Origin of the sequence: Salidesulfovibrio onnuriiensis, assembly GCF_008001235.1 — a bacterium.
GTDB classification, from domain to species: Bacteria; Desulfobacterota; Desulfovibrionia; order Desulfovibrionales; family Desulfovibrionaceae; genus Pseudodesulfovibrio; species Pseudodesulfovibrio onnuriiensis.
The window spans coordinates 2,917,501-2,943,739 of sequence record NZ_CP040751.1 but is presented as its reverse complement, the minus strand read 5'-3'; the positions used below and the strand labels follow the sequence as shown (position 1 = coordinate 2,943,739).

20 protein-coding genes (1 of these 20 cut by a window edge) are annotated in these 26,239 nt (G+C 61.3%); 5 read left to right on the top strand and 15 right to left on the bottom strand.

Going from position 1 to position 26,239, the window contains the following annotated elements; genetic code table 11:
* From FGL65_RS13430 to FGL65_RS13400, 7 genes are all read right to left on the bottom strand, one after another.
* The gene (locus tag FGL65_RS13430; protein ID WP_147821724.1) at positions 1–1,215 is read right to left on the bottom strand and encodes an NAD(P)H-dependent flavin oxidoreductase; all 1,215 of its coding nucleotides are present in this window, start codon (positions 1,213–1,215) and stop codon (positions 1–3) included.
* A gap of 99 nt (positions 1,216–1,314) precedes the next feature.
* The gene (gene lhgO, locus FGL65_RS13425; RefSeq protein WP_147821722.1) at positions 1,315–2,502 is read right to left on the bottom strand and encodes an L-2-hydroxyglutarate oxidase; all 1,188 of its coding nucleotides are present in this window, start codon (positions 2,500–2,502) and stop codon (positions 1,315–1,317) included.
* Between the two features lie 3 nt (positions 2,503–2,505).
* Positions 2,506–2,949 (bottom strand): PPC domain-containing DNA-binding protein, encoded by a 444-nt coding sequence (locus FGL65_RS13420; RefSeq protein WP_147821720.1) that lies wholly within the window; start codon positions 2,947–2,949, stop codon positions 2,506–2,508.
* 9 nt (positions 2,950–2,958) lie between these two features.
* Positions 2,959–5,868, bottom strand: a complete 2,910-nt coding sequence (locus tag FGL65_RS13415; RefSeq protein ID WP_147821718.1) for a PD-(D/E)XK nuclease family protein — start codon at positions 5,866–5,868, stop codon at positions 2,959–2,961.
* Positions 5,865–9,029: a UvrD-helicase domain-containing protein gene (locus FGL65_RS13410; RefSeq protein WP_147821716.1), complete on the bottom strand. Its 3,165-nt coding sequence runs from the start codon at positions 9,027–9,029 to the stop codon at positions 5,865–5,867. Before FGL65_RS13410 ends, FGL65_RS13415 begins: the two co-directional genes overlap by 4 nt.
* A gap of 1 nt (position 9,030) precedes the next feature.
* Complete coding sequence (locus FGL65_RS13405; RefSeq protein ID WP_147821714.1) at positions 9,031–9,918, bottom strand: DMT family transporter; 888 nt, start codon at positions 9,916–9,918, stop codon at positions 9,031–9,033.
* Positions 9,919–10,905, bottom strand: a complete 987-nt coding sequence (locus tag FGL65_RS13400) for an ornithine cyclodeaminase family protein (RefSeq protein WP_147821712.1) — start codon at positions 10,903–10,905, stop codon at positions 9,919–9,921.
* 98 nt (positions 10,906–11,003) lie between these two features.
* Here FGL65_RS13400 and FGL65_RS13395 point away from each other — a divergent pair, with 98 nt between their 5' ends.
* On the top strand, positions 11,004–11,846 hold the full coding sequence (locus FGL65_RS13395; RefSeq protein ID WP_250645492.1) for an RluA family pseudouridine synthase: 843 nt from the start codon (positions 11,004–11,006) through the stop codon (positions 11,844–11,846).
* 30 nt (positions 11,847–11,876) lie between these two features.
* On the opposite strand, the gene FGL65_RS13390 is transcribed toward FGL65_RS13395, so the two are convergent.
* The 6 genes from FGL65_RS13390 to ftsY form a co-directional block, all read right to left on the bottom strand.
* Complete coding sequence (locus FGL65_RS13390) at positions 11,877–13,241, bottom strand: glycerate kinase type-2 family protein (protein ID WP_147821710.1); 1,365 nt, start codon at positions 13,239–13,241, stop codon at positions 11,877–11,879.
* 12 nt (positions 13,242–13,253) lie between these two features.
* Positions 13,254–13,910: a tetratricopeptide repeat protein gene (locus tag FGL65_RS13385; protein ID WP_187170390.1), complete on the bottom strand. Its 657-nt coding sequence runs from the start codon at positions 13,908–13,910 to the stop codon at positions 13,254–13,256.
* 68 nt (positions 13,911–13,978) lie between these two features.
* Positions 13,979–15,310: a GntP family permease gene (locus FGL65_RS13380; RefSeq protein ID WP_147821706.1), complete on the bottom strand. Its 1,332-nt coding sequence runs from the start codon at positions 15,308–15,310 to the stop codon at positions 13,979–13,981.
* A gap of 353 nt (positions 15,311–15,663) precedes the next feature.
* Positions 15,664–16,383, bottom strand: coding sequence for a FadR/GntR family transcriptional regulator (locus FGL65_RS13375; RefSeq protein WP_147821704.1), 720 nt, complete (start codon positions 16,381–16,383; stop codon positions 15,664–15,666).
* A 163-nt stretch (positions 16,384–16,546) separates the two neighbouring features.
* Positions 16,547–18,016 (bottom strand): 30S ribosomal protein S1, encoded by a 1,470-nt coding sequence (locus FGL65_RS13370; RefSeq protein WP_147821702.1) that lies wholly within the window; start codon positions 18,014–18,016, stop codon positions 16,547–16,549.
* A 19-nt stretch (positions 18,017–18,035) separates the two neighbouring features.
* Positions 18,036–19,397, bottom strand: coding sequence for a signal recognition particle-docking protein FtsY (ftsY, locus tag FGL65_RS13365; RefSeq protein WP_147821700.1), 1,362 nt, complete (start codon positions 19,395–19,397; stop codon positions 18,036–18,038).
* A gap of 141 nt (positions 19,398–19,538) precedes the next feature.
* Here ftsY and asnS point away from each other — a divergent pair, with 141 nt between their 5' ends.
* Complete coding sequence (gene asnS, locus FGL65_RS13360) at positions 19,539–20,906, top strand: asparagine--tRNA ligase (protein WP_147821697.1); 1,368 nt, start codon at positions 19,539–19,541, stop codon at positions 20,904–20,906.
* 107 nt (positions 20,907–21,013) lie between these two features.
* On the opposite strand, the gene FGL65_RS13355 is transcribed toward asnS, so the two are convergent.
* Positions 21,014–21,487 (bottom strand): AraC family transcriptional regulator, encoded by a 474-nt coding sequence (locus FGL65_RS13355; RefSeq protein WP_147821695.1) that lies wholly within the window; start codon positions 21,485–21,487, stop codon positions 21,014–21,016.
* 20 nt (positions 21,488–21,507) lie between these two features.
* Positions 21,508–22,398 (bottom strand): AraC family transcriptional regulator, encoded by an 891-nt coding sequence (locus FGL65_RS13350; RefSeq protein ID WP_187170389.1) that lies wholly within the window; start codon positions 22,396–22,398, stop codon positions 21,508–21,510.
* Positions 22,399–22,690: 292 nt separating this feature from the next.
* Between FGL65_RS13350 and FGL65_RS13345 the strand changes: the two genes are divergently transcribed.
* The 3 genes in view from FGL65_RS13345 to FGL65_RS13335 are tightly spaced (each overlapping or abutting the next) and all read left to right on the top strand, a layout consistent with a single transcriptional unit that may run on beyond the window.
* A complete protein-coding gene (locus tag FGL65_RS13345; RefSeq protein ID WP_147821691.1) occupies positions 22,691–23,383 on the top strand; it encodes a CerR family C-terminal domain-containing protein in 693 nt (230 codons plus the stop codon).
* On the top strand, positions 23,380–24,765 hold the full coding sequence (locus tag FGL65_RS13340; protein WP_147821689.1) for an efflux RND transporter periplasmic adaptor subunit: 1,386 nt from the start codon (positions 23,380–23,382) through the stop codon (positions 24,763–24,765). Before FGL65_RS13345 ends, FGL65_RS13340 begins: the two co-directional genes overlap by 4 nt.
* Positions 24,762–26,239: the beginning of an efflux RND transporter permease subunit gene (locus FGL65_RS13335; protein WP_147821687.1), read on the top strand. The gene runs 1,645 nt beyond the window's last position; 1,478 of the gene's 3,123 nt are visible here — the first part of the coding sequence; its start codon is at positions 24,762–24,764; its stop codon lies beyond the right edge, outside the window. The genes FGL65_RS13340 and FGL65_RS13335 overlap by 4 nt, the downstream gene beginning before the upstream one ends.

Genomic DNA, 26,239 nt, shown 5'->3' with positions numbered 1-26,239 from the left:
CTATTCGCCGCCATCGCGCTTGAGCAGCTTGTCCAGCTGTTCCTTTTTTTCTTCCACAAAGGAGTCGAGTTCCTCGCGTTTTTCGCTGAGGAATTTGTCGAAACGCTCCCTGTGGGTATCGATGTAGCCTTCGCACTCGCCGGTGAGGGAGTTCATGAGTTCCTTCACGGTGACAATCTTGTCCACCAGATAAGCGTTGGCGCCGGCAAAGGCGAATCCGTGCTTGAGTTTGCCCCTGTATGCGTTCACCAGCGCCTGGGCGATGCAGTAGGGCGAGTTTTCCTCGGCGCAGCTGTGCAGGCACTTGTGGATGCACTTCTTGGGCTTTTTGAGGCCTTCGGAAACGGATTCCAGGAAGTTGTTCATGATGGCCCGGCCGGGCATGCCCACGGGGCTCTTGATGATGCTCACGTCTTCCTTGCGGGCGTTGATGTAGGCCTTCTTGAATTCGATGTCAGCATCGCATTCCTCGGTGGCCACGAATCGGGTGCCCATCTGGACGCCCGCGGCGCCCATTTCCAGGAACCGGCCGATGTCCTCGCCCGTGTAGACGCCGCCTGCGGCGATGACCGGGATCTGCTTGCCGTGCTTGTCCTCGAAGGGCTTCACGCTCTCGATGACGTCGGCCACGATTTTTTCCAGCTGGTGGTCCGGGTCGTCGATTTCCTCGGGCTTGAAGCCGAGGTGGCCGCCCGCCTTGGGGCCTTCCACCACGAAGCCGTCGGGCAGGTAGTCGAACCGGGATTGCCATTTGCGGCAGAGAATATTGGAGGCGCGGCCCGAGGATACGATGGGAACCAGCTTGGTACGGATTTCCCGCTTGAGTTCCTCGGATGCTTCCCTGAGATACTTGGGCAGGTCCAGCGGCAGGCCCGCGCCGGAGAAGATGACGTCCACGCCTTCCTTCATGGAGGTGGTGACCATGTCTCTGAAATTGGTCAGGGCGCACATGATGTTCACGCCCAGCAGGCCGTCGCGCATCTTTTCGCGCGCCTTGCGGATCTCTTCGGCCAAGGCGCGGATGTCCGCACCGTGGGGGTCCTTGGCGCGCTGGGGATCGCGCATGCCGATCATGGAAGTGGCGATGACGCCGACGCCGCCTTCGTTGGCGACGGCCGAAGCCAGGCCGGAAAGGGAAATTCCGACCCCCATGCCGCCCTGGATGATGGGCAATCTGGCGGTCAGGTCCCCGAATTTAAGGCTGGGTAATTTCATTATAGCAAACCTCGCTCCTGAATATAGATGGAGGGACGATACTCCGCCCCCCCCGGAAAGTCAACACCTTCCGGGAAAAAACGGGGGTCAAACGCTTGTTTAAATATTCATGTGCTCATCCGCCAGCATGCGGGCGAAACTCATGGCGCTGGTGAAGGCCGGAGAGATGGAATTGAGCACGTGCAGGCTGGTCCTGCCTCTTTCGATGGTGAAATCCATGACCAGTTCCTTGGTCTTTACGTTCACCAGCTGCGGACGGATGCCGGCCTTGGGGCTGTGCTCGATGTCCTTGGGGTCCAGTTCCCTGACCAGTTTGCGGGCGTCCTCGTAGAAGAACCTGGATATGTACTTGCGAGGTTCCTCCAGGGCCACGCCTCGGAACTTGGGGTTGCCGAAGAACATCTGGGCGTCCCGCAGGAGAATGGACAGGAACTCCGAGTCTATGCCCTTGAGGATGCCGTAGTTTTCCCGGCCGAAGGCGGGGATGGCCGTGGGGCCCAGGTAGACGTCGCCGTGCATGCTGCGGGTGAAGTGGACGCCCAGGAAGGGGTTTTTGATGTTGGGCACCGGGTAGATGCTGCCCTTGATCTGGTCGGCGGCCGGGCGCTTGAGGGTCTTGTAGATGCCCTTGAAGGGGATGAGCATGTAATCTCGCCCCATGCCGAAGGCGTGGGCCACCTTGTCGCTGTGGGCTCCCGCAGCGTTGATGAACAGGCCGTATCCGATGTCGCCCTTGCTGGTGATGATGAAGCCGTCCCCAGCCCCGAGAAAGGCCGTGCCGAATTCGAATTGCACCCCCGCGTCCTCAAGCTCTATGCGCATGCTCTTAAGGATGGCCTTGGGGTCCACCACGGCCGTGAGCGGCGAATGGAGCGCCTTGTCCGTGGTCCGGGCGTTGGGTTCGAGCTCGGCGAGTTGCCGCTCGTCGATCATGTGCACGGTGGCCCCGTTGGCCGTTGCGCGGCGCTCCAGTTCCTCCAGGGTGGGCAGCTCGGACTCGTCGCGGGCCACGATGACCTTGCCGGATTCGAAGAGCGGCAGGTTCCTTTCCCTGCAGTATTCGCGCATGAGCATGTTGCCCTCGAAACACATACGCGCCTTGAGGGTGCCCGGATCGTAATAGATGCCCGCATGCAGCACGCCGCTGTTGCGGCCCGATGCGTGTTTGCCCAGCTCGGGCTCCTTGTCCAGGATGAGGATGTTTTTGTGGCCCCGGCGCACCAGCTCACGGGCCACGGTCAGGCCGATAATGCCTCCACCGCAGATGACGAAATCGTATGTGGTCATGGGTTATTCCTTTGCAAGCAGGGAAAGCCCGCTTTCCGGGTCTTTCCTGCGCAGCATGCCGGAATCGAGGATTTCCACCAGGATGAATTCCCCCACCAGCCAGATGTCCAGGCCCGGGCGGATGCAGCCGGTGCGGCAGTCCTGGCCACGGCCCAGGGTTGCGTGCATGTGCAGCACAGGGGTCCCTGTCTCGTCGTTGAACAGGGTGCCCACGGCGGCCACTTCGTGCGCTCCGGCAATGGCCTGGAGCACGGGCTCGATGGTCCTGCCTTCCGGGTCCTCGGGGCCGACCACGATTTCGCCCTTGTTGATTCCTCCCAGCAGCAGGTAATAGGCGGCCTGGACGTCGTGGTCCGCCGCGAATTGTTCGATGCAGCCGGGCAGGTGGTCGCCGTCCTCGAGCCTGATGGTGAAAATGCGTCCTATGGAACCTTGGGAATACTGCATTGTCCGGTCCTACTGGCCGCAGGCTCCCTTGAAGTCGCACCACTGGCATTGCCTGCCCGGTACGGCCTGGAACGAGCCCGCGTCGTGGATGTGGCGGGCCAGGAAAGCCAGGAGCCGGGGAATCATGTCCTCGATGACTTCCCGCATCTCCTCCCGGGACCACGCCTTGTTGGTTTTGTTGGGGAAAAGGTACGCCTCGTCCCCGCCCGAGGCAAGTTCCACCAGCCCGGCATTGACGCATTCGCCTGCATGGTCGCCATGGTCGTGCAGGTAGAGATAGGCCGGGAGCTGCACGCTTTGCAGTGCCTTGGCCAGGTCCGGGATGAGCAACGGGTCTGCTGCATCGGGATCGTAGGCGTGCATGCGGTCCCATATGTCCTGGTTTTCCCAGAACGAGGCCGCGGGCTTGCGCAGGCTCCCGGTCTTGTAGTCCAGGATGTGGATGCCCTGGTCGCGCATGTCCAGTCGGTCGAAGCAGCCGGTCAGGGGGATGTCCAGCCCCTGTGTTTTTATGGTGGCCGTGGCCTTGAGCTCGAGTCCCATGATGGCGGTGGCCGTGTCCTGGCATTGCAGGAACTGGTGCAGCCGGTGCCTTCCCGCGTGCAGGAGCGCGGTCTGTCCGTCAAAGGGCAGGTGCCGGTATACGTCGCTGGCGCGCAGCGTCTCGCGGTAAAGCTCCAGCAGGGGAGCCGGGTCAAGGTCCGACAGGACCATGGTGCGGCCGATGTGCGGCTCCAGGAACCGGCGCAGCACGTCGTGCAGCAGGGAGCCGAATTCGGCCCGGTCGCCTTCCTCGGAAACAAGGTTTACCGGGCGGAGTCTGGTCATGTAGCCGAAGAAGAATTTCTTGGGGCAGCCCAGGTAGGTGTCCAGCAGGGACGGGGTCAGCCCCTTGGTGGCCAGCTTTTCGTGCAGCCGCTCCCGGATCTGTTCTGTGGCCGGAATGGCGGCGGCGCCGAAGGGCACCGGGCTGGACTTGAAGACCACGGGACGGATCTCCGGGTCGCCCGTGCGAATGAGGTCGCCCTTGGCCTTTTCCATGTCCCAGAGCAATTGCTCCACGAACCGGGAGCGTACGCTCTTGGAATCGAGCAGCCCGGGCTGGATGCCGCTCTGGTAGAGGATGACCGCTTCCTTGGCCCCCATAAGCAGACGGTAGAAGTTGTAGGCCGCCACATTGTCCCGCTCGCGCGAGTCGGGCAGGCCCAGGAGCTTGCGCATGGGATCGGGCAGCAGGGGATCGAATGGGCTGGTGCCGGGCAGTTTCTCTTCCACGGCGTCCAGGATGAACAGCCGCCGGAAATGCAGGAGGCGTGTCTCCAGAACACCGAGCACCTGCAGGCCGGTGATGGGATCGGGCTCGAAGGAAACCCGTTCCTGGCCGAGCAGACGGCGCAGGATCGAGAAGAGCACGGGCTTGGAAAAGGTCTCGTCCCTGGTCAGCGTCCCCTTGAGCTCCGGGATGACCGAGGTGGACAGGCGGTAGAGGCATTCCGCATCCACCAAAAAATTGTGCCAGATATCCTGGCCGGTTGAATGCAACATTTCCACTAGCTGGGCCAGGGCGTCGGCCAGGGAGGAAAGACTGGAGATTGTCTGGAAATTCTCTAGACAACATCGCAGGATGTTGGTCCGGATCGGCTCGCACTGCGCGGGCGCGACTTCCTCCAGAGGCTGGAGACCGTAGGGCGGAGCCCAGGCAAAGGGATCCAGGTAGGCGCTGCCCTGGCGTATCTCGGCCTCCCAGCAGTGCAGCACCTGACGCAGGGGGGCGTCCTGACTGTCCCCGAGCATTTTCAGGTACGGGTGCCGGATGAGGTTGATGACGTCCTTCCAGTGGTAGCGGCCGTTGCCCAGCCGGTTTTCCTGCAGACCGAGGATGGTCTCCAGCAACCGGGCCAGGGAGGAGCGCTCCAGGGGATATCCCATGGAGATGTTCACGGGGGCGTCGGGCAGGTGATGCAGCACGGGCAGGAGCGCCCCGGTATCGGGCAGGACGATGGCCGTGTTCGGATGGTCTTCGGCTGCCTGCAGCTCCTCCTGCAGGGCGGCCAGCTGGGAATGGCGGTCGAATCCCTCGCAAAAGCGGATCGCAGGTCGCGAATCGCGAATCTCAAGGTCGTCCAGGAGCAGGGGGCGGGTCTTCCAGGCCTCCATCCAGGTCACATGCTCCGCAACGGCCCAGTGGTGTTTTTCGCCGTGTGCCAGGGCCGGGTCCGAGTGCCAGAGCACTTCCAGCACGTCGGCCTGCCACAGGGCGTGCAGCAGTTTGTTTTCCGCGCCGCTCAGGGCGTAGAAGCCCGCGGCCACCATGGGCCTGCCCCGGTAGTGCTCCACAATGCGCTCCAGGTTTTGCGCGGCAAAGCGGCAGTCCAGGCCCGGCGTGGTCCAGCCCCGTTCATCCAGGGCGGCCACGTAGTGCGTGAAGATGGTTCGCAGTTGTTCCAGCAGAGCCGCTGCATAGTCGGCCACCTCGCCTTCCATGTACATGAGGTCCTGCGGTTCCATATCCTGGCGCAGGAGTTCCTCCATGAGCGCGGCCAGTTCCATGCCCCAAGGCAGGAAGGACTCGCGGTCCAGGGCGGGCAGGGAAGTCAGCAGACCCCGGCCTTCCCGGCGCAGGGCGGCGACGATGGTGTGCAGCAGTTCGGCCAGGTCCAGCCGTTTGGCCTGCACCGGTGTTTCCCCGTCCAGCTCGGCCCGGAGCGAACCGATGAAGTCCGCGATGGAGGTCATGTGCGGCAGGAAACAGGGGCGCGGCAGGTCCGGGTGCTGTGCAAAATGTTTCTTGAGGTAGCGGCGCGGCCGGTTGTGGGTGAACAGGACGGTCAGTTCCGCGAAGTCTTCGCGAGCGGCCAGCCAGTCGCCCAAGGTGGGCATGAAATCCGTGTTCCAGGGAATGATGCGGATGGGGATCACAGGGCCACCTCCCGCAGTTCCCGGAGGTCGAGGTAGACCACCACGCCGTGAAGTCTGTCGGGTGTGCCGGGCATGTCTTTCAAGAGATTCAAGTATCTTCTGACCTGTTTTTCGTGCTCGTCGTATTTGCGGCCGGTCTTGAATTCCACCACCACGGTTTCGCCGTCGTCGGTGTAGAGGTGGTCCACGCGGTGGAATGCGCCGTCCGTGTCCATGATTTCGGGTTCGCTTCTGCCTCCGCCCAACCAGGTGCGCAGGCGCGGCTCGGATGCGGCCCATTCCAGCATGGCGAGCAGGTCGGCGTGGAGTTGCTCCCGGTCCTTGTCCTCGAGCGAGGACAGGGCCGGGAAGTCCCGCAGGGCGCGCTCTCTGGCGCGGCGGATGTCTTCGGCGTCGTTGCCGGTGAAGGCCAGGTGTTCCATGCAGCGGTGGGCCACCTCGCCGCGCATGCGTTCGTTGTAGAAATATTCGTCCAGGGTGTGTCGGTAGACGCGCATTCTGGGCAGCCATGCAAGCAGCTCGGGCGGTTCGGTGCGCGGCGGCAGGTCCGGCATGGGAGTGTCCTGTCTTGCTTCGGGCAGGGTGCGCGTGCCGGTCGGCCTGGTTCCGTATTCGTTCACGGCGCTGCCCGTATCCTCCAGCAGGAGCTCCATGGCCCGCAGGGCGGGGTAGGCGCCGCTGCCCGAGACCGATTTCGGGTACAGCCCGTAAAGTTCCTCGCGGGCGCGGGTCCAGGCCACGTAGAGCAGGTTGAGCTGCTCGCGCACGGCGCGGCCCAGTTCCGTGTAATAGGGCTTGCCCAGGGATTCCTTGAGCGGGGCGAGCACGCGCAGCCCGTCCACGGTGCGAACGGCGTAGTCCTTGTTGGGCGTGGCCTGCCAGTGGTGGAAGGGCACGATCACGACCGGGAATTCCAGCCCTTTGGATTTGTGGATGGTCATGATGCGCACCGCGTCCACATTTTCGGGCAGGGGCACTTTTTCCTCCTCGGAATTGCGCGCCCAGAAATCCAGGAAGGTGGACAGGGAGCCGTAGCCCTTTTCCTCGGCTAGGTGCACCACCTCGAGAAAGCGTTTCAGATAGAGCAGGGCGTCCGGGTGGCGCTCCTCGATGCGGAAGACCGAGGCGATATCCTGCACCAGGTCATAGGGAGTCATGACCCCGGACTTGTTGAAGAACGGCTTGACGTACAGGGTCCAGACATCGTCGAAGTCCTCGGAGAAGCAGACGCCGAACGGGCGCTTGCGCGACCGTGTGATCCATTCGTAGACCGCCTCCGCGCCAATGCCGGTTTCCGCGAGAAAGATCTCCTGGCCGGTGATGAATTCGGCCAGGGCCAGTTCGTCGCGCGGGTAGTCCAGGAACCGGAGGAGGGCGGTGATCTGGCGCACAATGGGGTGGCGGTCCAGGCGCAGGCTGCTTTCGGTGATGACCGGGACGCCCTTTTCCACCAGCAGGTCGCAGACCAGGGAGCCATGGTGCTTGTTGCGCACCAGGATGGCGATGTCCCGGAAGTCCCTGCGGGCGAGCAGCTCGTCCATGAGCTTTGAAAGCCGGGAAAGGGTTGCCTCCTCGATCTCCTCGTTTCTGCCCCCCTCGATCTGTTCGAAGCGTACGTATCCCTCGGTGTTCCGGTTGACCGGGGCGACCCCCTGTGCGCAGTCCGAGAAATCCGAGCGGAGCTGGCGGGCGAAATCGTCGATGAAGCCATCGGGCGGGGATTTGAACAGCTCCTTGCCCAGGTCCAGGGGCGGTTCGTCCTCTTCGAAGCGTTGGAAAAAACGGTTGTTGAACTCCACCACATGGCGGTGGCTGCGCCAGTTGTCGGGCAGGGATTCGCCGGTTTTGGTCTGCGCGGTTTCGGAAAGTTCCGGGATGTGGAGGATCTCGTCGAACAGGTCTGCGTCCCCGCCGCGCCAGCCGTAGATGGCCTGTTTCACGTCGCCCACGTAGAAGAGGCTGCCTCCCTTGGCCAGGCATTCCTCGCCGATGGGCTGGAGGGCCTGCCACTGGGAGCGGCTGGTGTCCTGGAATTCGTCGATGAGCAGGTGGTGCAGGCGGCAGCCCATGCGGCAGAACGCCTCGGGCACCACCGGGTTTTCCAGCAGCCGGTTCACGTGGCCGGCCAGGGTGGAGCCCAGGACCACGCCCCTGCGCCGTTCAATGTCGTCGAGCATGGCCAGGATGATGCGGGCCATCTCCACCACCGGGGCCAGGCCGTAAGCTCCGGCAAGGGTGGCCTGTTGCCGCTTGTATTCCCGCCAGCCCCGCTTGAGCGCCTCGTAAAGCGTTTCCCCGTCCGGTCCCACGCTTTCCTTGCCCGCCTTGTTGATGCAGTCGCACAGGCTTTCCTTGAGCAGCATGGCCGAGTCCTTGCCCGGCGGATCGAACAGGGCCAGCCCGTCGAGCTTGGCCAGGCATTTGGTGAAATTGGCGCTGGCCGGAAGCGCGTTCTGCTTGATGTAGCCCTGCATGGCCGCCACGTGGCGCTTGAGGGCCGCGTTGGCGTGGGTCAGCTTTTCCAGCAGGGTGTCCTGGTCCGTGACCACGGGCGCGGCGTTCTCGCGCAGGTAGACGGCCAGTTCCAGCAGCCGTTCGCGCATGGGCTCCATGAGCCAGAAGCCTCGCCGGGACTCGGCCAGGATCATGGTTTCCAGGGCGTCGGCCAGCAGGTCGTGCTCGGGGCCGCCTTCCTCGCACAGGGCGATGAACTGCTCGAAGGCGGTTCCAAAAAGTTCCTGCTCGTCAAAGGAAATGTCGAAATCGGGCCGGATGCCGAACTCCAGGGCAAAGAGCCGCAACAGCAGGTTGAGCAGGCTGTCGATGGTCCGGATGTTGAGCTTGTGGTAGCGGCGCAGGATGGATTGCAGGTTGCGTTCGTCCCGCCGGGGATCGTGCCCTTTTTCCCGGGTCCGGTCTCCCTTGTTTAGAGCTCCTTCCTTCAGGGACGTGACCACGCGTTCCTTCATTTCCGCGGCGGCCTTGTTGGTGAAGGTCACGGCCAGGATCTCGGGCCAGGAATAGCCGCCCGGACCGCGTCCCGCGCAGGCAAAGCGGTGCTGGTCCCGCCCGCAGCCGTCCAGCAGGGAAAGGAAACGGCGGGTGAGCTGATATGTCTTGCCGGAACCGGCGGAGGCCTTGACTTGCTTGAGTTCTGACATGCTAGAAACCGTTCTGGATTCGCGTTGCACGGTTGCCGCCCAGGATTACCAGGAAGACTGCGGCGATGACCAGCATGCTGCCGCCGTACCCCCAGACTCCGAAATGTTCGCCGAACAGGGTGAAGGCCGCCACGGCCGCCACCACGGGCTCGAAGGTGGCGATGACCGCCGCATGGGTGGCGTCCAGCCGCTTGAGACCCGCATAATACACGGAAAATGCGCCGTAGGACGTGACCGCGGCCATGGCGAACAGCAGCGCCCAGGTTGAGGGGCTCTTGGGAACGAAGTCCACGAAGGGCAGCAGGAACAGCGCGCCGAAGGGCAGGGCGTAGACGAATATGGTCGGCGTGGAATAGCGGTGCAGGTATTTTTTCCCGAAGATGTAGTACAGGGCATAGGTCAGGCCGGAGACAAGGCCCATGGCAAAGCCGAACATGCTGAAATCGATGTGGTTGCCGGAAAACAGGGACGGGCCCAGGCTGATGCAGGCCACGCCCGCCACGGTCATGCACACGCAGGCGATCTTGGCCGCGTTCATGGCTTCACGCAGCACCAGCCAGGAAAGGAAGGCCACCCAGGCCGGGGCCGTATACAGCAGCACCGCAGCCAGGGCCACGCCCACGTCGCGGATGGCCAGCTGGTAGGAGGCGTAGAAGGCGGTGACGCAGACCAGACCGAAGGAGAGCAGCACGGGCAGGTCGCTGCGCTGCACCTTGATGGCCTTCATGTATTTTGCGTGGGCCAGGAAAAGCACCCAGGCGAACATGGCCCGCCAGAAGGCGATCTCCAGGGCCGTGACGTTTTCGGCCAGGATGAACTTGGTGAACACGCCGATGAGCCCCCACATGACGGCCGCGGACAGGACCAGGAAAATACCGCGAATATCCATTTACAGCTTCACCGTTGTGCCGAGGCCCCTGTCCGTGGCCAGATCGTAAATCAGCGAGGCGGTCATGACGTCGTGGCTGGCGATGCCCATGAGCACCGCGCCGCGCAGGCCCTGGCGGACGCCCTGCTTGTGGTCCGCGCAGATCTCGCCCATGTCCGCGTGGATGTCGCCGGCCCGGGGGTATCCGTTTTGGAAGTAGGTGCCCTGTTCCTGGGTCCAGACGTACTGGTTGCGGTTGTCGCAGACAAAGACGGCCCCCCGCATGATGTCTTCGGAAAAGGCCGAGCAGTAGTCCACGGAAATGCACAAGGCCTCGGGCTTGATCATGTCCCGGGTGATGAACCGTTTCGGGCTTTCCACGATGGGCGTGCAGGTGATGATCACGTCCGCGTCCGCGACCGCCGTGGGGATGTCCTGACAGACACGGAAGCCGGCCCCGGGCAACTCTGGCTGCATTTCGAAGAGGAAGTTGCCGAGCTGGGCTTCGGAAATGTCGAAGATGTTGACCTGCCGGAGCTGTGGGAAGACCTCGCGCATGGCCAAGAGATTGACCCGGCCCTGCACCCCGGCCCCGATGATGGCCACGGTTCGCGTGTCCGGGCTGCCGAAGTGCTTGGCGTAGACGCCCGAGGCCGCGCCCGTGCGCCAGGCCGTGATCCAGCCCGCGTCCATGACCGCCTGGGGCAGGCCCGTTTCCGGGTCGGCCAGGAGCATGATGCCCGAGATGTAGGGCAGGCCCTTGGGCGTGTTGGGCGGGTAGCCCGAGACGCACTTCACGCCGCAGCGGTCCACGGCCCCGCCCACATGGCAGGGCATGGCGTGGATGAAGCAGTCCTCACGCGGGTGCACGCCGATCTTGGCGGGCATTTCCACCTGCTTGTCGCCCAGTGCCGTGAAGCCGCGTTCGACAGCCTTCATGACGTCGTTCATGCTTATGTTCAGGGATTCGATTTCGTCGCGGGATATCCACAGCACGTCAAAGCTCATAGGCCCTCCTGTTCATCGGACATTCTCGTGTGTCCGTATGGTGTATGAGTTTTTCATTCCTGCGTCAAAGTGATTAAATACTTGCGGATAGATTGCAGATGGCTATGATCCGGGCCATGGACGAATCCGCTGCCCGCATCCCCTCCGAACAGGACGGAGCCCGCCTGGACAAGGCCCTGGAAACGCTGCTGCCCCAAGCCGGGCTGCGCCAGCGCCGGCGCATGTGCGACGAAGGTCTGGTTCACGTGGATGGAGCGCCGCGCAGGTCCTCCTACAGGGTCTCGGCAGGCCAGTTGCTGGAGGTGCTCCCGCCCGACACGGAGGAGGGGAGGGACGAGCCCCCGGAGGTGCGCGTGCTCAAGGAGGACGGCGGCTTTGCCGCCGTGTACAAGCCCGAAGGCGTGCACAGCGCCGCCATTGCCGGGCGCGACAACCTCAGCGTGGAATCGCTTCTGCCACGGCTGTTTCCCGAAAGGGAGGCGGTCCTGCTTAACCGGCTGGACAATCCCACCTCGGGCATTGTGCTGGTCGCCCTGGATTCCGGGGCCGTGGACCGGTATCGACGCTGCGAGGAGTCCGGGATGATAACCAAGGAATACTACGCCCGGGTGCACGGCAGGCTTATGCACAGCGTGACCGTGAAGAACCGGCTGGACATGGCCGGGCGCAAGAAGACCAGGGTGCTGGACGAGGACGACCCGGATGCACGGCGCTGGACCGAGGTGGAGCCCATCGAGTTCGGCATGGAATCGGACACCACGCTGGTGCGCTGCGTGATCCGCAAGGGAGCCCGCCACCAGATCCGCGCCCACCTCGCCTCCCTGGGCCACCCCATTCTCGGGGATGCACTCTACGGCAGCCACGCGGACGCGCGGCTGCATCTGCACCATCAGCGCATTGCCTTCGACTCCTTCGAGGCTGAGTCTCCTGCGCCGTTTTGATTCGCTCCCCGTTAGAGGCGCAGAGGCCCGCTAGACGATCAGCACCATCTGCAGGTCGCAGACGTTGGTGTTGGTGGGGCCGGTCTTGAAAAGCGCGCCGATCCTTTCGAAGAAATTGTAGGAGTCGTTGTTCTTCAGGGACTCGTGGATGGTTTCGCCTTGAAGTTCGTGGTAGCTCAAAAGCGCCCGTTCGTCGGCAAAGGCGCCTGCCGCGTCCGTGGGGCCGTCGTTGCCGTCGGTGGAAGCCGCCAGGAAGTGGACCTGGTCCCTGCCGTGCCGCCAGCGGCTCAGTTCGTGGAGAAAGGCAAGGGCCATTTCCTGGTTCCTGCCGCCCCGGCCGTTGCCCTGCAGGGTGACCACGGATTCGCCGCCGGTGATCAGACAGACGGGCTTTTTCAGGAACATGTCGCAGCTGGTCGCGTCCTTGGCTATGTCGGCCAGCACCTTGGCCACGTGCCGGGCTTCCCCGCCGAGCTGGGCAGTGAGGGCCTGGACCTGGTAGCCCAGTTCCCTGGCCCTGGCCGCCGCCGCGAGAAGGGCCTGGCGGTTGGTGCCGATGAGAATGTTGTCCGCTGTTGCCAGGGCGGGGTCTCCCGCCCCTGGGGTCTCGGGTATGCGTCCCTGCGCGCCCAGCTCGAGGATCGTGAGCACATTGGCCGGGATGTCTCCGCGCAGCTCGTAGCGGTCGATGATGGCGAGGGCGTCGGAAAACGTGGTTTCGTCGTGGCTGGTGACTCCCGAGGCGATACTGCCGAGATCGTCGCCGATGACGTCGGAAAGGATGAAGTTGAGGCTTCGGGCCGGATGCATTAGCTGCAGCAGGCGGCCCCCCTTCATTCCCGATATATGTTTCCGTACGCAGTTGATCTCCGTGATGTCGGCTCCGCAGCGCAGCAGCGCTTCGGTCACCCGCTGCTTGTCGACCAGGCTGAGGGATGCCAGACCGCCGGATACGCGTTCGTCCATGGGGGAGGGCAGCAGGGCGGAGCCTCCGCCGGAAATGCAGTTGATCACCAGGGTCTCGGCATCGGCTTCGCTCGCGAGATCGGCGATGCGTTTGGCCGCGTGAACGCCGTTCTCATCCGGGATGGGATGCCCGGCCTCCACGACCTCCACACGTTCCAGCGGTTCCGTGTGCCCGTACTTCACGCATACGAGCCCTTTTTCGATGCGATCCCCCAGGATTTCCTCGAACGCCTTGGCCATGGGCGCGGAGGCCTTGCCTGCACCGAGCACAAGGATGCGATTGTAATCGTCCAGGTTCACGCTCCGTTCATAGTTTTCCATTGCAACGATGAGCTGTCCGTTCTGCACGTTGACGTGCCTGGTAATCATCTTGTACGGGTTCACGCGATCCAGGCCGGCGGCGAATATGGCTTCCAGATGTTCTCTCATGTCTTGTTCATCCTAGTGCTTTTCTTGGTTCCGAACGTGCTTCAGGTACACGAGGTTTTGCTTGATCACCGGCAGGTCGACAAGTTCGTCGGCCTTGAGAAAATTCTTTTTGGCGTTATCGTAGTCCTTGCGGGAAACCTGTATGGCGCCGATATTGTTCAAGGCCTGGAAATGCGTGGCGTCCAGGTCGTGCACTTGCTTGAAAATACCTTCCGCATCCTCGAACCGCTTTTGCAGCATGAGCTTGTCGCCCTCTTTCATGAGTGATCGCGCTTGCATGGCCTGTTGGAACAGCTCTGGGGCAGCGCAGATGGATATGCGCATGGCAAAAAAACGGCTGTCCTTGTCTGATGATTCGCGGGACGCGGCCAGTTCATATGCTTCGAGGGCCGAAAGCCGATCACCCATGCGGTAGAAGGCTTCTGCCATCCCTTTGCGCAGGGCCGGGCTGTCTCCGTGGCGTTCTCGTTCCTCCCGAAAGCTGTCCACCGCTTCGTTGAATCGTCTCAGGGACAGCTGCGACAGGCCCATGTTGAGCCGGATTCCCTTTCTTTGGCCGTCCAGTCTCAATATGGATTCGAAATGCTTGAGCGCGGTTTCAAATTTGGAGAGGGCAAAGGCGTTGAATGCAAGCCGCTCCATTATTTTCAGTCGTATTCTAGTGATCATTCCTGCTCCGGTTGATGGGGGCTTTGTCCCGGCGGGAAGGTGCATCCTTCCCGCCGGGTGTTTTGTGTTTAGAAGATCACGGAAACCAGGGCAACTGCCAGGATGGTCGTCACACCGAGTATGGCGGTGGCAGTTGTGTAAGTTTTATATGCCATGGGAGTGTCCATGCCCGAGAACTGGGAAACCACCCAGAAGAAGGAGTCGTTGGCATGGGAAACCGTCATGGCTCCTGCACCGATGGCCAGCACCGTGTATGCCGGGTCCAGGCCGAGGCTTGCCATGAGCGGGGCCATGATGGACGCCGTGGTGATGATGGACACTGTGGACGACCCTTGCGCCGTCTTGATGGCGGAGGCGATGATGAAGGGCAGGAATATGCCCAGCTCCAGGGAGGATAGGTTCGCGCCCAGGAAGTCCGACAGGGGCGAGGACTTGAGCATCCTGCCGAAAGCGCCGCCCGCGCCGGTGATGGCCAGGATGAGGGCCGCGTTCTTGACGCCTTCGTTCATCCATCCGTCCAGGGCTTCCTTGAGCTGGTCTTTCCTGATCAGGGTCATAGCGATGAGAATGCCCGCCATCAGGGCAGTGACCGGGTCGCCGATGAACTGCAACACGGTGCGCAAAGTACCTTCACCCAGTGGATTGGTGGGGTAGCTTGCCACTGATTTGAACAGGATGAGCAGGATCGGCACCAGGATGGGCAGACTGGAGTGGATGCCGCCGGGCAGTCGCCCGTATTTGCTCATCAGCTCCTCATAGGATTCGCCGCCATCGATTTCGATGTTGTAGCGTTTCGCAAAATGCACGGCCCAGAAATAGCCTGCGAGCATGCCCGGAATGGAGACCAGGAGTCCGAAACCGATGACCCGGCCGAGGTCTGCGCCCAGGATGCCCGCTGCGGCAATGGGACCGGGAGTGGGTGGCACCAGGCAGTGTGTCGCGTACAGACCGGTTGCCAGGGCGATGGCCATGGTGGCCATGGCCTTGCCGCTCTGTTTCGCCAGCGCCTTGTTCAGGGGGCTCAGGATGACGTAGCCCGAGTCGCAGAAAACAGGGATGGAAACCACATATCCGGCCACGCTCATGGCCAGGGGGGAACGTTCCTTGCCGATAACCCGCAAAATACCCTGGGTCATGGCCAGCGCTGCGCCCGTGCGTTCGAGAATTGTGCCGATGATCGTTCCTGCCACGATGACGATGCCGATGTAGCCGAGGGTTCCCCCGAAGCCGTCGCGAATCGTCTTTACAATGTCTGGCAACGGCATCTGCACCATGATGCCGAAGAGGAAGGCCGTGAAAATGAGGACGACAAAAGCATTCATCTTGTGCTTCGAGGTCAGGTAGACGATAAGTCCGACGCACAGGAGCAGAATCAAGACCGCTATACCACCGCTAACCATCTTTATCTCCTTGAGTTTGTTGGCGCAGTCTCCGCTTATTGAAATTTGCAGGTGTGGAGTGCGCTATTTACCAAAGACAATCCGGGAAAGCCGCTATTTTATATCGAGACGCTTTCGCTGCATGGATTGCCGAACTCAATATTGCCGTTTGCCCGTGTGCCGGTCAGAGCCGGCGTCCGATACCGGTCATCCTCACCTCCATTGGTAGAAATTTTATGATGCCGGTGCCGTATGGACTTGAAGCGCGCCTAAACGCTTTCCCTGTTTCGGCATCGGCCTTGTTCGTCACATTTGCTAGTTACTTGGTTACTGGTCCTACCAGTAGCAGCAAAAAAAAAACGGGCGCAACACAATCAGCGCTCGTACTCCATTCCCTGGTCCTGAAGTTCGGTGGTGGCATCGGCCAAATGTTTGCGCATGACAGCGGAAGCCTTGTGAGCGTCGCCGCTTGCCACTGCGTTCAGTATTTCCTCATGTTCATGCACCGTCTTCATGGAGCGGCCGGGAACCTTGAGGCTGGCCTTCCATCCCATGATGATGGACTTTTGCAAGGTACCCATGGTGAAGATGAGCAGCTTGTTTCGGGTGGCCTTGGCCAGAAGCTCGTGGAATTGCGCGTCAGCCATGATGGATTTGGGCAGGTCCCCCTGTTCTACGCTTTGGGAAAACTCCTCATGGGTGGCGCGGAGTTCATCCAGCAGCTTGGGGGTGATCCGCTTGGCGGCCAGGGCGGCCACGTCCGGTTCAAGAATAAGCCGTACTTCGAAAATATTGGGTAGGATTTCGTTTTTGTCCGAAAGCCAATGGGACAGGGGAATGTGTATGTCGCCGTCGGCGTTTTTGACGAATGCGCCGATCCCCTGTTTGGATTCTATGTAGCCCTTGATTTCGAGAATGCGAAGAGCTTCCCGGACAGCTCCGCGTCCCACGCCGACCATCTGCATGAGCTTGCGCTCCGAAGGCAGCTTTTCTCCCTGCTTCAATTGGCGGGTGAGGATGAGCTCTTCCAGCTTGTCGGCCACCTGCTCGGAGATGCGGGATTTCTTTATGGGGTCGAGGAGTTCTTTGTTCATCTGGTTCCCTGAGTGAAGCGTTTCTGGTCCTACCAGCGGAAATACGGTTATAGCTCAATTATTACAGTTGTCAATGACGCGGCCTGCGCCGTAAGGTTTAGCAGTATGCAAAAGGCCCCTGCCGCTTAGCGGCAGGGGCCTTGGAATCACTCTGTGTTTCGAACTATTTCTTTTTGTCCATGGCTTCCTTGAGCATGTCGCCCAGGGAACCGAAGCCGCCGCCGGATTGGGTGGACTGCTTCTTGGGCTGGAACTGCTTCCAGTCCTCGACTTCCTTTTCATCGCCCGTGGACAGGGAGATCTTACGTTCCTGCACCTTGACCTGGCCGATGGTCACGGCAACCGTGTCGCCGGATTTCAGCTTGTCGAATTCCTTGGCCTTTTCGGAACGAGCCAGTACGGACTTGGGCAGCAGGCCGGTGATGCCGGGCTCCAGGTTGATGAAGATGCCGAACTGCTCGACCTTCTCCACGGTGCCTTCCACCACCTGACCGGGCTGGTACTTGTCTTCCACGTCCAGCCACGGGTCGCCTTCGGCGTCCTTCATGGACAGGGAGATGCGGCGGTTTTCCAGGTCGATGCCCTTGATCTTCACGGAAACGGTGTCGCCTTCGGCAACCATGTCCGAGGGCTTGTGCACGCGCTTGGTGTAGCTCATCTCGGAAACGTGCACCAAGCCGTCGACGCCCGGAGCGATCTCCACGAACGCGCCGAAGTCGGCCAGACGAACCACCTTGCCGGTGACCTTGGCGCCTTCGCTGAAGGTGGCGGCCACTGTATCCCACGGATCCTGGGCCAGTTCCTTCATGGACAGGGAAATCTTCAGGTTGCCGGATTTTTCGTGGGTCTCGATGCCGACGATCTTGGCCTTGACCTTCTGTCCCACGGAAACGGCTTCCTCGGGGTGCTGCACGCGGGAGTAGCCGAGGGCCGAGATGTGCACCAGGCCTTCCACGCCCGGGCGCAGTTCCACAAACGCGCCGAACGGGGCCAGCTTGGAAACGGTGCCTTCCACCTCGTCGCCCACCTTCACTTCCTTGAGGAATTCCTCGGAAGCGGCCTGGGCCTCGCGTTCCAGCAGGGCGCGGCGGGAAACCACGATGTTGCGGCCGCCCTGTTCCAGCTTGGTGATCAGGAATTCGAAGCTTTGGCCCACGTAAGGCTCGGTGTCTTCCACGAACCGGTTGTCGATCTGGCTCACCGGGCAGAAGGCGCGGCGCTGCATGACCGTGACGTTGAAGCCGCCTTTGCAGGTGCCGGAAACCGAACCCTGCACGGGCAGGTTGCCCGCCTTGGCTTCCTCAAGCATCTTGAGGCCGCCGACGCCGGACAGGGCGCGGGAAAGCTTGATGCCGCCGGAGTCGACGCCCACCACGTAGAGTTCCACGGTGTCGCCTTCGGCAACGGTCAGGTTGCCTTCCTCGTCCAGCAGTTCTTCGCGTTCGACGATGCCGTCGAGCTTGGAACCGGTGTCCACGAAAATCGTGGTTTCACCGATGGAAATAACCGCGCCGGAAATCTTGTCGCCGACATTGAGGTTTTCGGAGCCGCCGTCACTGTACTGTTCGAACAGTTCGGCAAAGCTCTCTTCGCCTTCGCCTTGGCCGTTGGTGTTTTTGATGTCTTCGGACATGTGCTTCATGGGTTAGAGGTTACGAGGCGAGCAGTGCCTTGGCGAAGTCCTTGCCGTTGAAGGGGCGCAGGTCTTCCATTTTTTCTCCCAGCCCCACATAGGTGATGGGAACCTTGTATTGCAGGCTCACCGCGACCACGACGCCGCCCTTGGCGGTGCCGTCGAGCTTGGTGAGTATGATCTCGTCCACACCCGCTGCCTCGTTGAACAGCTTGGTCTGGGAAAGGGCGTTCTGGCCCGTGGTGGCGTCGATGACCAGCACGGAACGGTGCGGTGCGCCTTCGTGCTTCTTGCCCACCACTCGCTTGATTTTGTTGAGCTCTTCCATGAGGTTGACCTTGGTGTGCAGGCGGCCCGCCGTATCCAGCAGGAGCAGGTCGTAGCCTTCGGCCAGGCATTTGTCCATGGCTTCATAAGCCACGGCGGCCGGGTCCGAACCTTCGCCCTTGGCAAAGAAGCCGCAGCCCAGGCGGTCGGCCCAGACCTTGAGCTGGTCGATGGCCGCGGCGCGGAAGGTGTCGCCCGCGGCGATGAGCACCTTGCGGCCCTGCAGCTGTGCGCGGTAGGCCAGCTTGGCGATGGTGGTGGTTTTGCCCACGCCGTTGACGCCGATTATCATGACCACCTCGGGCGGGTTCACGGCCTCGATGCGCGGACCGACCTTGAAGATTTCCTCCAGTTCGTCGCGCAGGATGTCCTTGAAGTCCTCGGTGTTGTTCGTGCCGGCGGCCTTGGCGCGGGCCTTGAGGTTGCCCATGAGCTGATCGGCGGCTTCCATGCCCACGTCGGCCATGATCAGGATTTCCTCGAATTCCTCCCAGAAGTCGTCGTCCATGGAGGAATGGGCCGAGAGCAGGCCGTCGATGCGTTTGGTGATCTGTTCCTTGGTCTTGCTAATGCCTTCGGAAAGTTTGAGGAACAGGCGGTCGCGCTCGTCTTCCTCGTCCTCCAGCTCCAGGGCCAGGGCCAGGCGGTACTGCAGTTCCGAGCGGAACTCCTCCACACCCTGGTAGCCCATGTTGTCGAGCCACTTGGCAAAGGCTTCGTTGAATTTCCGGCCTTCTTCCTCGGCCGCTCCCAAGGCCCTGAACAGGAAGGTGAGACGTTCCCAGAGGGTGTCGTCGGCCTTGTCCACGCCCTGGAGAATGACGTTCAGCCATTCGGAAAGCCTGGGCTCCGCCTGGCGCAGGGAAAGGGTCAGGTCTTTTTGCCATTCTTCGGAAACAGGTTTTTCTGTCGTTGTTTCCGCAGCTTTTTCAATGGGTTTGGAGGTCGGCTCCTCAGTGGTTGCCCCCGCGTCATCCGCGTATTCGGTCACCGCCTGTTGGGCGATGTCCTCGGGGCTCTGCCATATTTTCTTGATCTTGGAAAAAAATCCCATTCGTATGTCTTCCTCGTTGGCTTCGTATGCTCTCGCCCGGTGGGTATATATCACGCGCCCGCGTGACGCAACTACCCGGCGTGTCATTGCCATTTTCACGTGAAGCGGATAAAACGTGAAAAATTTTTTCAAGGATGCAGTATGAAACGCACAAAAATAAAGAATGCGCTGAATTCCGAGCAATCCATGGCCGAAATCACGGTCAAGGGCTGGGTTCGCACTAAGCGCGACAGCAAGGGTTTTTCCTTTATTGAACTGAACGATGGTTCCTGCCTCAAGAACATCCAGGTCATCGTGGACCACACCCCGGAGATCGAGGCCGAACTGGCGAAGATCGGCACCGGCGCTTCGGTGGCCGTGGAGGGCGAGCTGGTGGAATCTCCGGGCAAGGGCCAGAAGTGGGAGGTTCGCGGCAAGGCGCTCAAGCTTCTCGGTGAAGCCGATCAGGAGACCTTCCCGCTTCAGAAGAAACGCCATACCGACGAATTCCTGCGCGGTATCGCCCACCTGCGGCCGCGTACCAACAAGTTCGGCGCCATGTTCCGCATCCGTTCGGAGCTGGCCCAGGCCATCCACAAGTATTTTGCCGAGCGTGGGTTCTTCTATGTGCATACCCCGGTCCTGACCGGCTCCGACTGCGAGGGCGCTGGCGAGATGTTCCGGGTCACCGCTCTGGAGCACGGCTCCAAGACGCCCATTGAAGAGGATTTCTTCGGCAAGCCTGCCCATCTGACCGTGTCCGGGCAGCTTGAGGCCGAAATGTTCGCGCTCTCGCTGGGCGACGTCTACACCTTCGGCCCCACGTTCCGCGCCGAGAATTCCAATACCCCGCGCCACGTGGCCGAGTTCTGGATGGTCGAGCCGGAAATGGCCTTTGCCGACCTCAATGACGACATGGATCTGGGCGAGGATATGGTCAAGTATCTGGTGCAGCACATCCTGGATAACTGCGCCGACGATGTGGAGCTTTTCGCCAAGTGGGTCAACAAGGATCTCATGCCCGAGCTGGACACCCTGCTCAAGAAGGATTTCGTGCGCCTGCCGTATACCGAGGCCATCGACATCCTCACGAAGACCAAGAAGGAATTCGAGTATCCCGTGGAGTGGGGCATCGACCTGCAGACCGAGCACGAGCGCTTCCTGTGCGAGGAGAAGTTCAAGCAGCCCATCTATGTTTACGACTACCCCAAGTCCATCAAGCCGTTCTACATGCGCGTCAATGACGACGACAGGACCGTGGCGGCCATGGACTGCCTGGTGCCGCGCATCGGCGAGATCATCGGCGGTTCCCAGCGCGAGGAGCGCATGGATGTGCTGTTGTCCCGCATGCGGGAAATGAATCTCCCCGAGGAAGAGTACTGGTGGTACATCGATTCCCGCAAGTTCGGCACCGCGCCTCATGCCGGTTTCGGCCTGGGCTTCGAGCGCATGCTCATGCTGGTGACCGGTGTCAGCAACATCCGCGACGCCATGCCGTTCCCGAGGACTCCGAAACATCTGGAGTTTTAAACGACTTTCCCTTGCGCCTGGCACTCAAATCCTCTTGAACAGCCAAAGCGGTAAGGCGGAATAATAGGAAAAAGAAGAAGCCCGGCTTATGCCGGGCTTCTTGCGTTTTACTTGAGGGGCAGGTGGATGGCGGTGAGCAGATCCTCGGGTTTGATCTCGGCCGGATCGTTGAGGTACTGCTCGAAACAGACCTTGCCGTCCTGGCCGCAGGTCACTTCCCGGCCGCTGGAGGGCAACCATTCCATGAAGATGGCCTTCCAGCCTTGGCCCAGGGTTTCGTACGGGCCCTTGTGTACGAGCACCGCATAGTCCCCGCCTTCTATGGTCATGGCCTGGACATTGCCGCCCACTTCCGTCCCCTCGGGCACGGTAATGCATGCGTCGTAGCGGCATTTTTCGGGTGGAGTCTGTTCCGGGTCGTCATAGCAGGCTCCCAGGTATTTTGCCGATTCGTTGATCAGCCCCTTGGGTCCTGCCCAGGCTCCCAGCTCGTCCCAGGCCTTCTTGCATTCCTGGTAGGGGCCGATATGGCGCACGTAGGCCACGTGCATGGGGGCGAGTTTCTCGATTTTCACTTCCATGGCGATCTCCTTTTAATCCGCTAAACGAGCGGAATGTACAGGTCGGTTATGAGGTCTTCGGGGGCCGTGACCTCCGGGTTGGTGATGTAGTGTTCCATGCCCGGCTGGTTGCGGATCTCGCGGCCCGAAGCGGGCAGCCAGCGGCCGCAGAAACGGGAATAGGTTTCCTCCAGCAGGTGGTAGGGCCCGTGGTGCGTGACCACCGCGTATTCGCCGCCCGGAACGGTCCTGATCGCGATCTCGCCTTCGGGCTGGATATGGTCGGGCACGGTGACGCTGACTTCCATGCGTATCTTGTCGGCCGGGGTGATGGCCGGGTCGTCGTAGCAGATGCCCAGAAACATGGTCGTTTCGTTGAAAATGCCTTTGGGACAGGCCCAGTCGCAGAGCCGTTTCCAGGCCATGCCGCATTCCTGGTACGGGCCGGTATGGCGGATGGAGGCAATGCGCATGGGGTCCAGCATGGCAAAGCGCATCTCCAGGCCGTGGTCCTGCTGTGAAAGATTCGGAAGGCCGAGGGTGGCCCCTGGGTTGTAGTGAATGCCCGACGGACTGTCCGGGAATTTCAGTTCGCGCAGTTCTTCGCGGAAGTGTGAAGGGGAGCTGCCGAACATTTTCTTGAAGGCCCGGCTGAAAGATTCCAGGGTTTCGTACCCGGCGTCGAAGGCGATGGTGGTGATGGGCCTGTCGCTGTAGATGAGCAACTGGGCTGAACGCTCCAGCCGCAGCCTGCGCACATGCTCGCCCAGGGTTTCGCCGATCATTCCCTTGAAGATGCGGTGGAAATGGGAAAGGGAGAAGTGTGCCTGGGCCGCGATTTCTTCCGGGTCCAGAGCCTGGTCGAGTGAATTCTGTATGTATTGCAGCGCGTTCTGCATGCGCTGGTGCAGGGTGAGTTCCGTATATGTCATGCTTGCTTCTCCGTGTTGACGGATTGGTTGTATGTAATTGTGTTTAGGAAAGCTTGACATTTTTTATCATGGTGCGTCGATCTTTTTTTAATGGCCTGTTTGCCCCATCCAGGATTCGCATATTCCTTTCTATTTTTCCGTATGGCTTCCGGTGTTTCTATCATGGCAATATTCCTTGGCATGTATGAGAATCTATGCACGGTCTTCCATTTATGGTCAACGCCAGGTCTTGACCCGGGACAAGTTAGGATTTATTCATTTGATTAAATCAAGTGAATAAATTGGAGCGAGCATGGCTGCAACCAAAAAGGCAAAACGTGAGTATTCCCCGGAACAGACCCGGGAAAGGCTGCTTCTGTCCGGGCTCAAGTTGTTCGGGCGCTATGGGTACAAGGGCGTAACCACCCGCGCCCTTGCCGAAGACGCCAAGGTGAATCAGGCCTCCATCCCCTATCATTTCGGGGGCAAGGAAGGGCTGTACCGGGCCGTGGCCGAGATGGTCGCCGACGACATGACCGTGGTGAAGTCCGTGTTTTACAGGCACGCCCCGCTGATCTTCCGCAAGATTGGCGGGAGAAAGGCGTTGCTGCGAAAGGTGGTGCAAAAGAGCGTCCGTCGAATTGTCCGCCGTTTTCTAGGTTTCCGGGATAACGCGGCCGACCGCCCGGCCTTTATTGTCCGGGAATACATGGAGCCGGGAGCGGGGTTTGACATTCTTTACGACAGGGTGATCAAGAACGTGCATATGGCCCTGACCGCCATGGTGGCGGCCGCCTTCGGGCTTTCCGAGGAATCCGACGAGGCCAAGCTCCGGGCCCATGCGCTCATGGGGCAGGTGATCGCCTTTGGAGTTGCCCGGCCCGTGGTGCTCCGGCGTATGGGGTGGGAAAGCTACACCGAGGAAAACGTGGATGCCATTGCCGGGGCTGTTGTGGAGATGGTCCTGGGCGCGCTTGGGCTCAAGGAACGGGAGGGGAACCGATGACTTTTTCCAGCGTGAAGGATTTCGTGCGCACCCACCGGAAGGCGGTCCTGTTCCCGGTTATCGGCTTCGGGGTGCTGGTGTTTCTGGTGCTGCTTAAGCTCAAGGGCCTGCCGGAAAAGCTGCCGCCCTCCGAGCGGGCGACCTCGGTCCGCGTTATCGCGGCTCCTGAAGTGGCCGTGGTGCCCCGGGCCATCGGATATGGCTATGTTCAGCCCGGCCAGGTCTGGGATGCCGTGGCCGAGGTGGGCGGCAAGATCGTGGACAAGAATCCCAACCTCAAGAAGGGCAGCATTATCGGCAAGGACGAGGTACTGCTGATCATCGATCCCTCCGAGACCGGGTTCGCCCGCGAGCGCACCGAGGCGGACGTGCAGGATATCCTGGCCCAGATCCAGCGCCTGGAGCAGAACGAGCGGAACGCCACAAGCCAGCTCCGGATTGAAAAAGGCAAGCTGTCCCTGGCGCTCAAGGAGCTGGAACGCAATCGGAAGCTCTACGGGAACAAGGTCATTTCCAAGTCCGAGCTGGATTCCGTGGAACAGAATTACCTGACCCAGCGCAATGCGGTGCAGAATTTCCAGTCCACCCTGAACACCATCCCGGCCGAACGCCAGCAGCTTCTGGCCAAGCTCGCCTCGGCTCGTTCCCAGCTGGCGGACGCCCGCCTGGACGAGGAAAAGACCGTCATTCGCGCCCCCTTTGACAGCCGGGTGGCTGACGAGTTCGTGGAGATAGGCCAGGCCGTGAAGGTGGGGGACAAGCTGGCCGCCCTGGACAGCATGAACATTTCGGAAACCTTTGCGCAGGTTCCCCTGTATTCCTTCAAGAACATTATCCCCCGCGGCAAGCGGCCGCCCCTTTCGGGCGAGTTCAACATGGACAAGGTGCGGGACTTCCTGCGTCTGGAGGCCGTCGTGCGCCTGCCGCTTTCGGACGGCGTGGTGGAGTGGGAGGGCCGCGTGGTGCGCGTCAGCGAATCCGTGGACCCGGATACCCGCACCATCGGCGTGTACGTGGCCGTGGACAATCCCTACCTCAAGGTGGAGGGCGGCAAGCGGCCTCCGCTGCTCAAGAACATGTATGCCGAGGTGGAGCTTCGAGGCCAGCCGCGCGATCCCTCGGTCATCGTGCCCCGTTCCGCCGTGCATGAGGGGCGGGTCTACGTGGTGGACAAGGACCATCGCCTGCGTCTCCGCGCGGTGGAAACCTATGCGCCCCAATCCGGTTTTGTCTCCATCTCCAAGGGCCTCAACGCGGGCGAACTGGTGGTGGTCAGCGATGTGGTCCCGGCCATCGACGGCATGCTGCTCAACACCTTTGACGATGCGGACGCTCTGGAGCGCCTGGTGGACGAGGCCACGGGCAAGGGGAGCGTGAAATGAAGGAGCGCAACGGATTCATAGGATTCTTTGCCGGCCATCCCACGGCGGCCAACCTGCTCATGCTCATCTTTCTGATGCTTGGCGTCATTTCCATGCCCAAGTTGCTTCGGGAGACCTTCCCGGACTTTGATCCCACCGAGGTGGAGATCGCCGTGGTCTATCCGGGAGCAACGGCAGAGGACGTGGAGGAGGCCATCTGCCAGCGGGTGGAGGACGCCCTAGACGGCATCACCAACCTGGAGGAGGTCCGGAGCGAGGCTCGGGAAAGCTACGGCCGCATTGTGGCCGAGATGACCGAGGGCGGCGACATGCGCCAGTTCCTGGATGACGTGAAGACCGAGGTGGAGGCTATCAGCGATTTCCCCGAGGAGATCGAAACGCCGGTGATCCAGCAGCTCGGGCGCAAGGACAACGTTGTTTCCCTTGCCGTGAGCGGCCCCATGTCCGTGCCGCATCTCAAGCTTTACTGCGAGCAGCTCAAGGACCGCATGCTCAAGGATCCTGAGATTTCCCTGGTGGAGGTGAGCGGTTTCTCCGACCACCAGATCCGGATCGAGGTGCCAGCAGGCAATCTCATGAAATACGGCCTGTCCTTTTCGGACATCACCGACGTCATCGGCCGCCAGAACGTGGATCTTCCCGCAGGTACGGTCCAGACAAAGGACGCCGACATCCTAATCCGCTTTGCGGACCAGCGTCGCAAGGTGCATGAATATGAGGATCTCGTGGTGGTTTCCGGCACCACCGGGGCGGAGATCCGTCTGGGCGACGTGGCGCGTGTCACCGATACCTTCGAGCTGGACGAGGACAAGTATCTTTTCAACGGCAAACGGGCCGGGCTGCTTATTGTCCAGAAGACCCGGGCCGAGGATTCCCTGCGTATTCTCGAGGCCGTGGAGCGGTTTATCGACAGGGAAGCCGCGGCCGCGCCTCCGGGCGTGGAGTTCAACCTGACCCAGAACATCACCAAGATCGTCAAGGATCGCCTGGACATGCTCACGGAGAACGGCATTCAGGGCCTGGTGCTTGTGTTCGCCACCATGTGGCTGTTTTTCAATATCCGGCTGTCCTTCTGGGTGGCCATGGGCCTGCCGGTTTCCTTTCTGGGCGCTTTTTTCTTCATGCAGGCCGCGGGCCTGACCCTGAACATGCTTTCCATGGTCGGGCTGTTGATCTCTCTCGGCCTGATCATGGACGACGCCATCGTCATTTCCGAAAACGTGGCCGCCCATCTGGCCCGGGGCAAGGGTGCCCTGCGGGCAGCCGTGGACGGCACCGGGGAAGTTGCCGTGGGCGTGCTGTCCTCGTTCACGACCACGGTGCTCATCTTCGGCACCATCGCCATTCTGGTGGAGGGCAAGATCGGCAAGGTCATGTGGGTCATGCCCGCCGTGCTGATCATGACCCTGGTGGTCAGCCTCATCGAGGCCTTCTGTATCCTGCCCAACCATCTGGCCCATTCCCTCAGGCATCT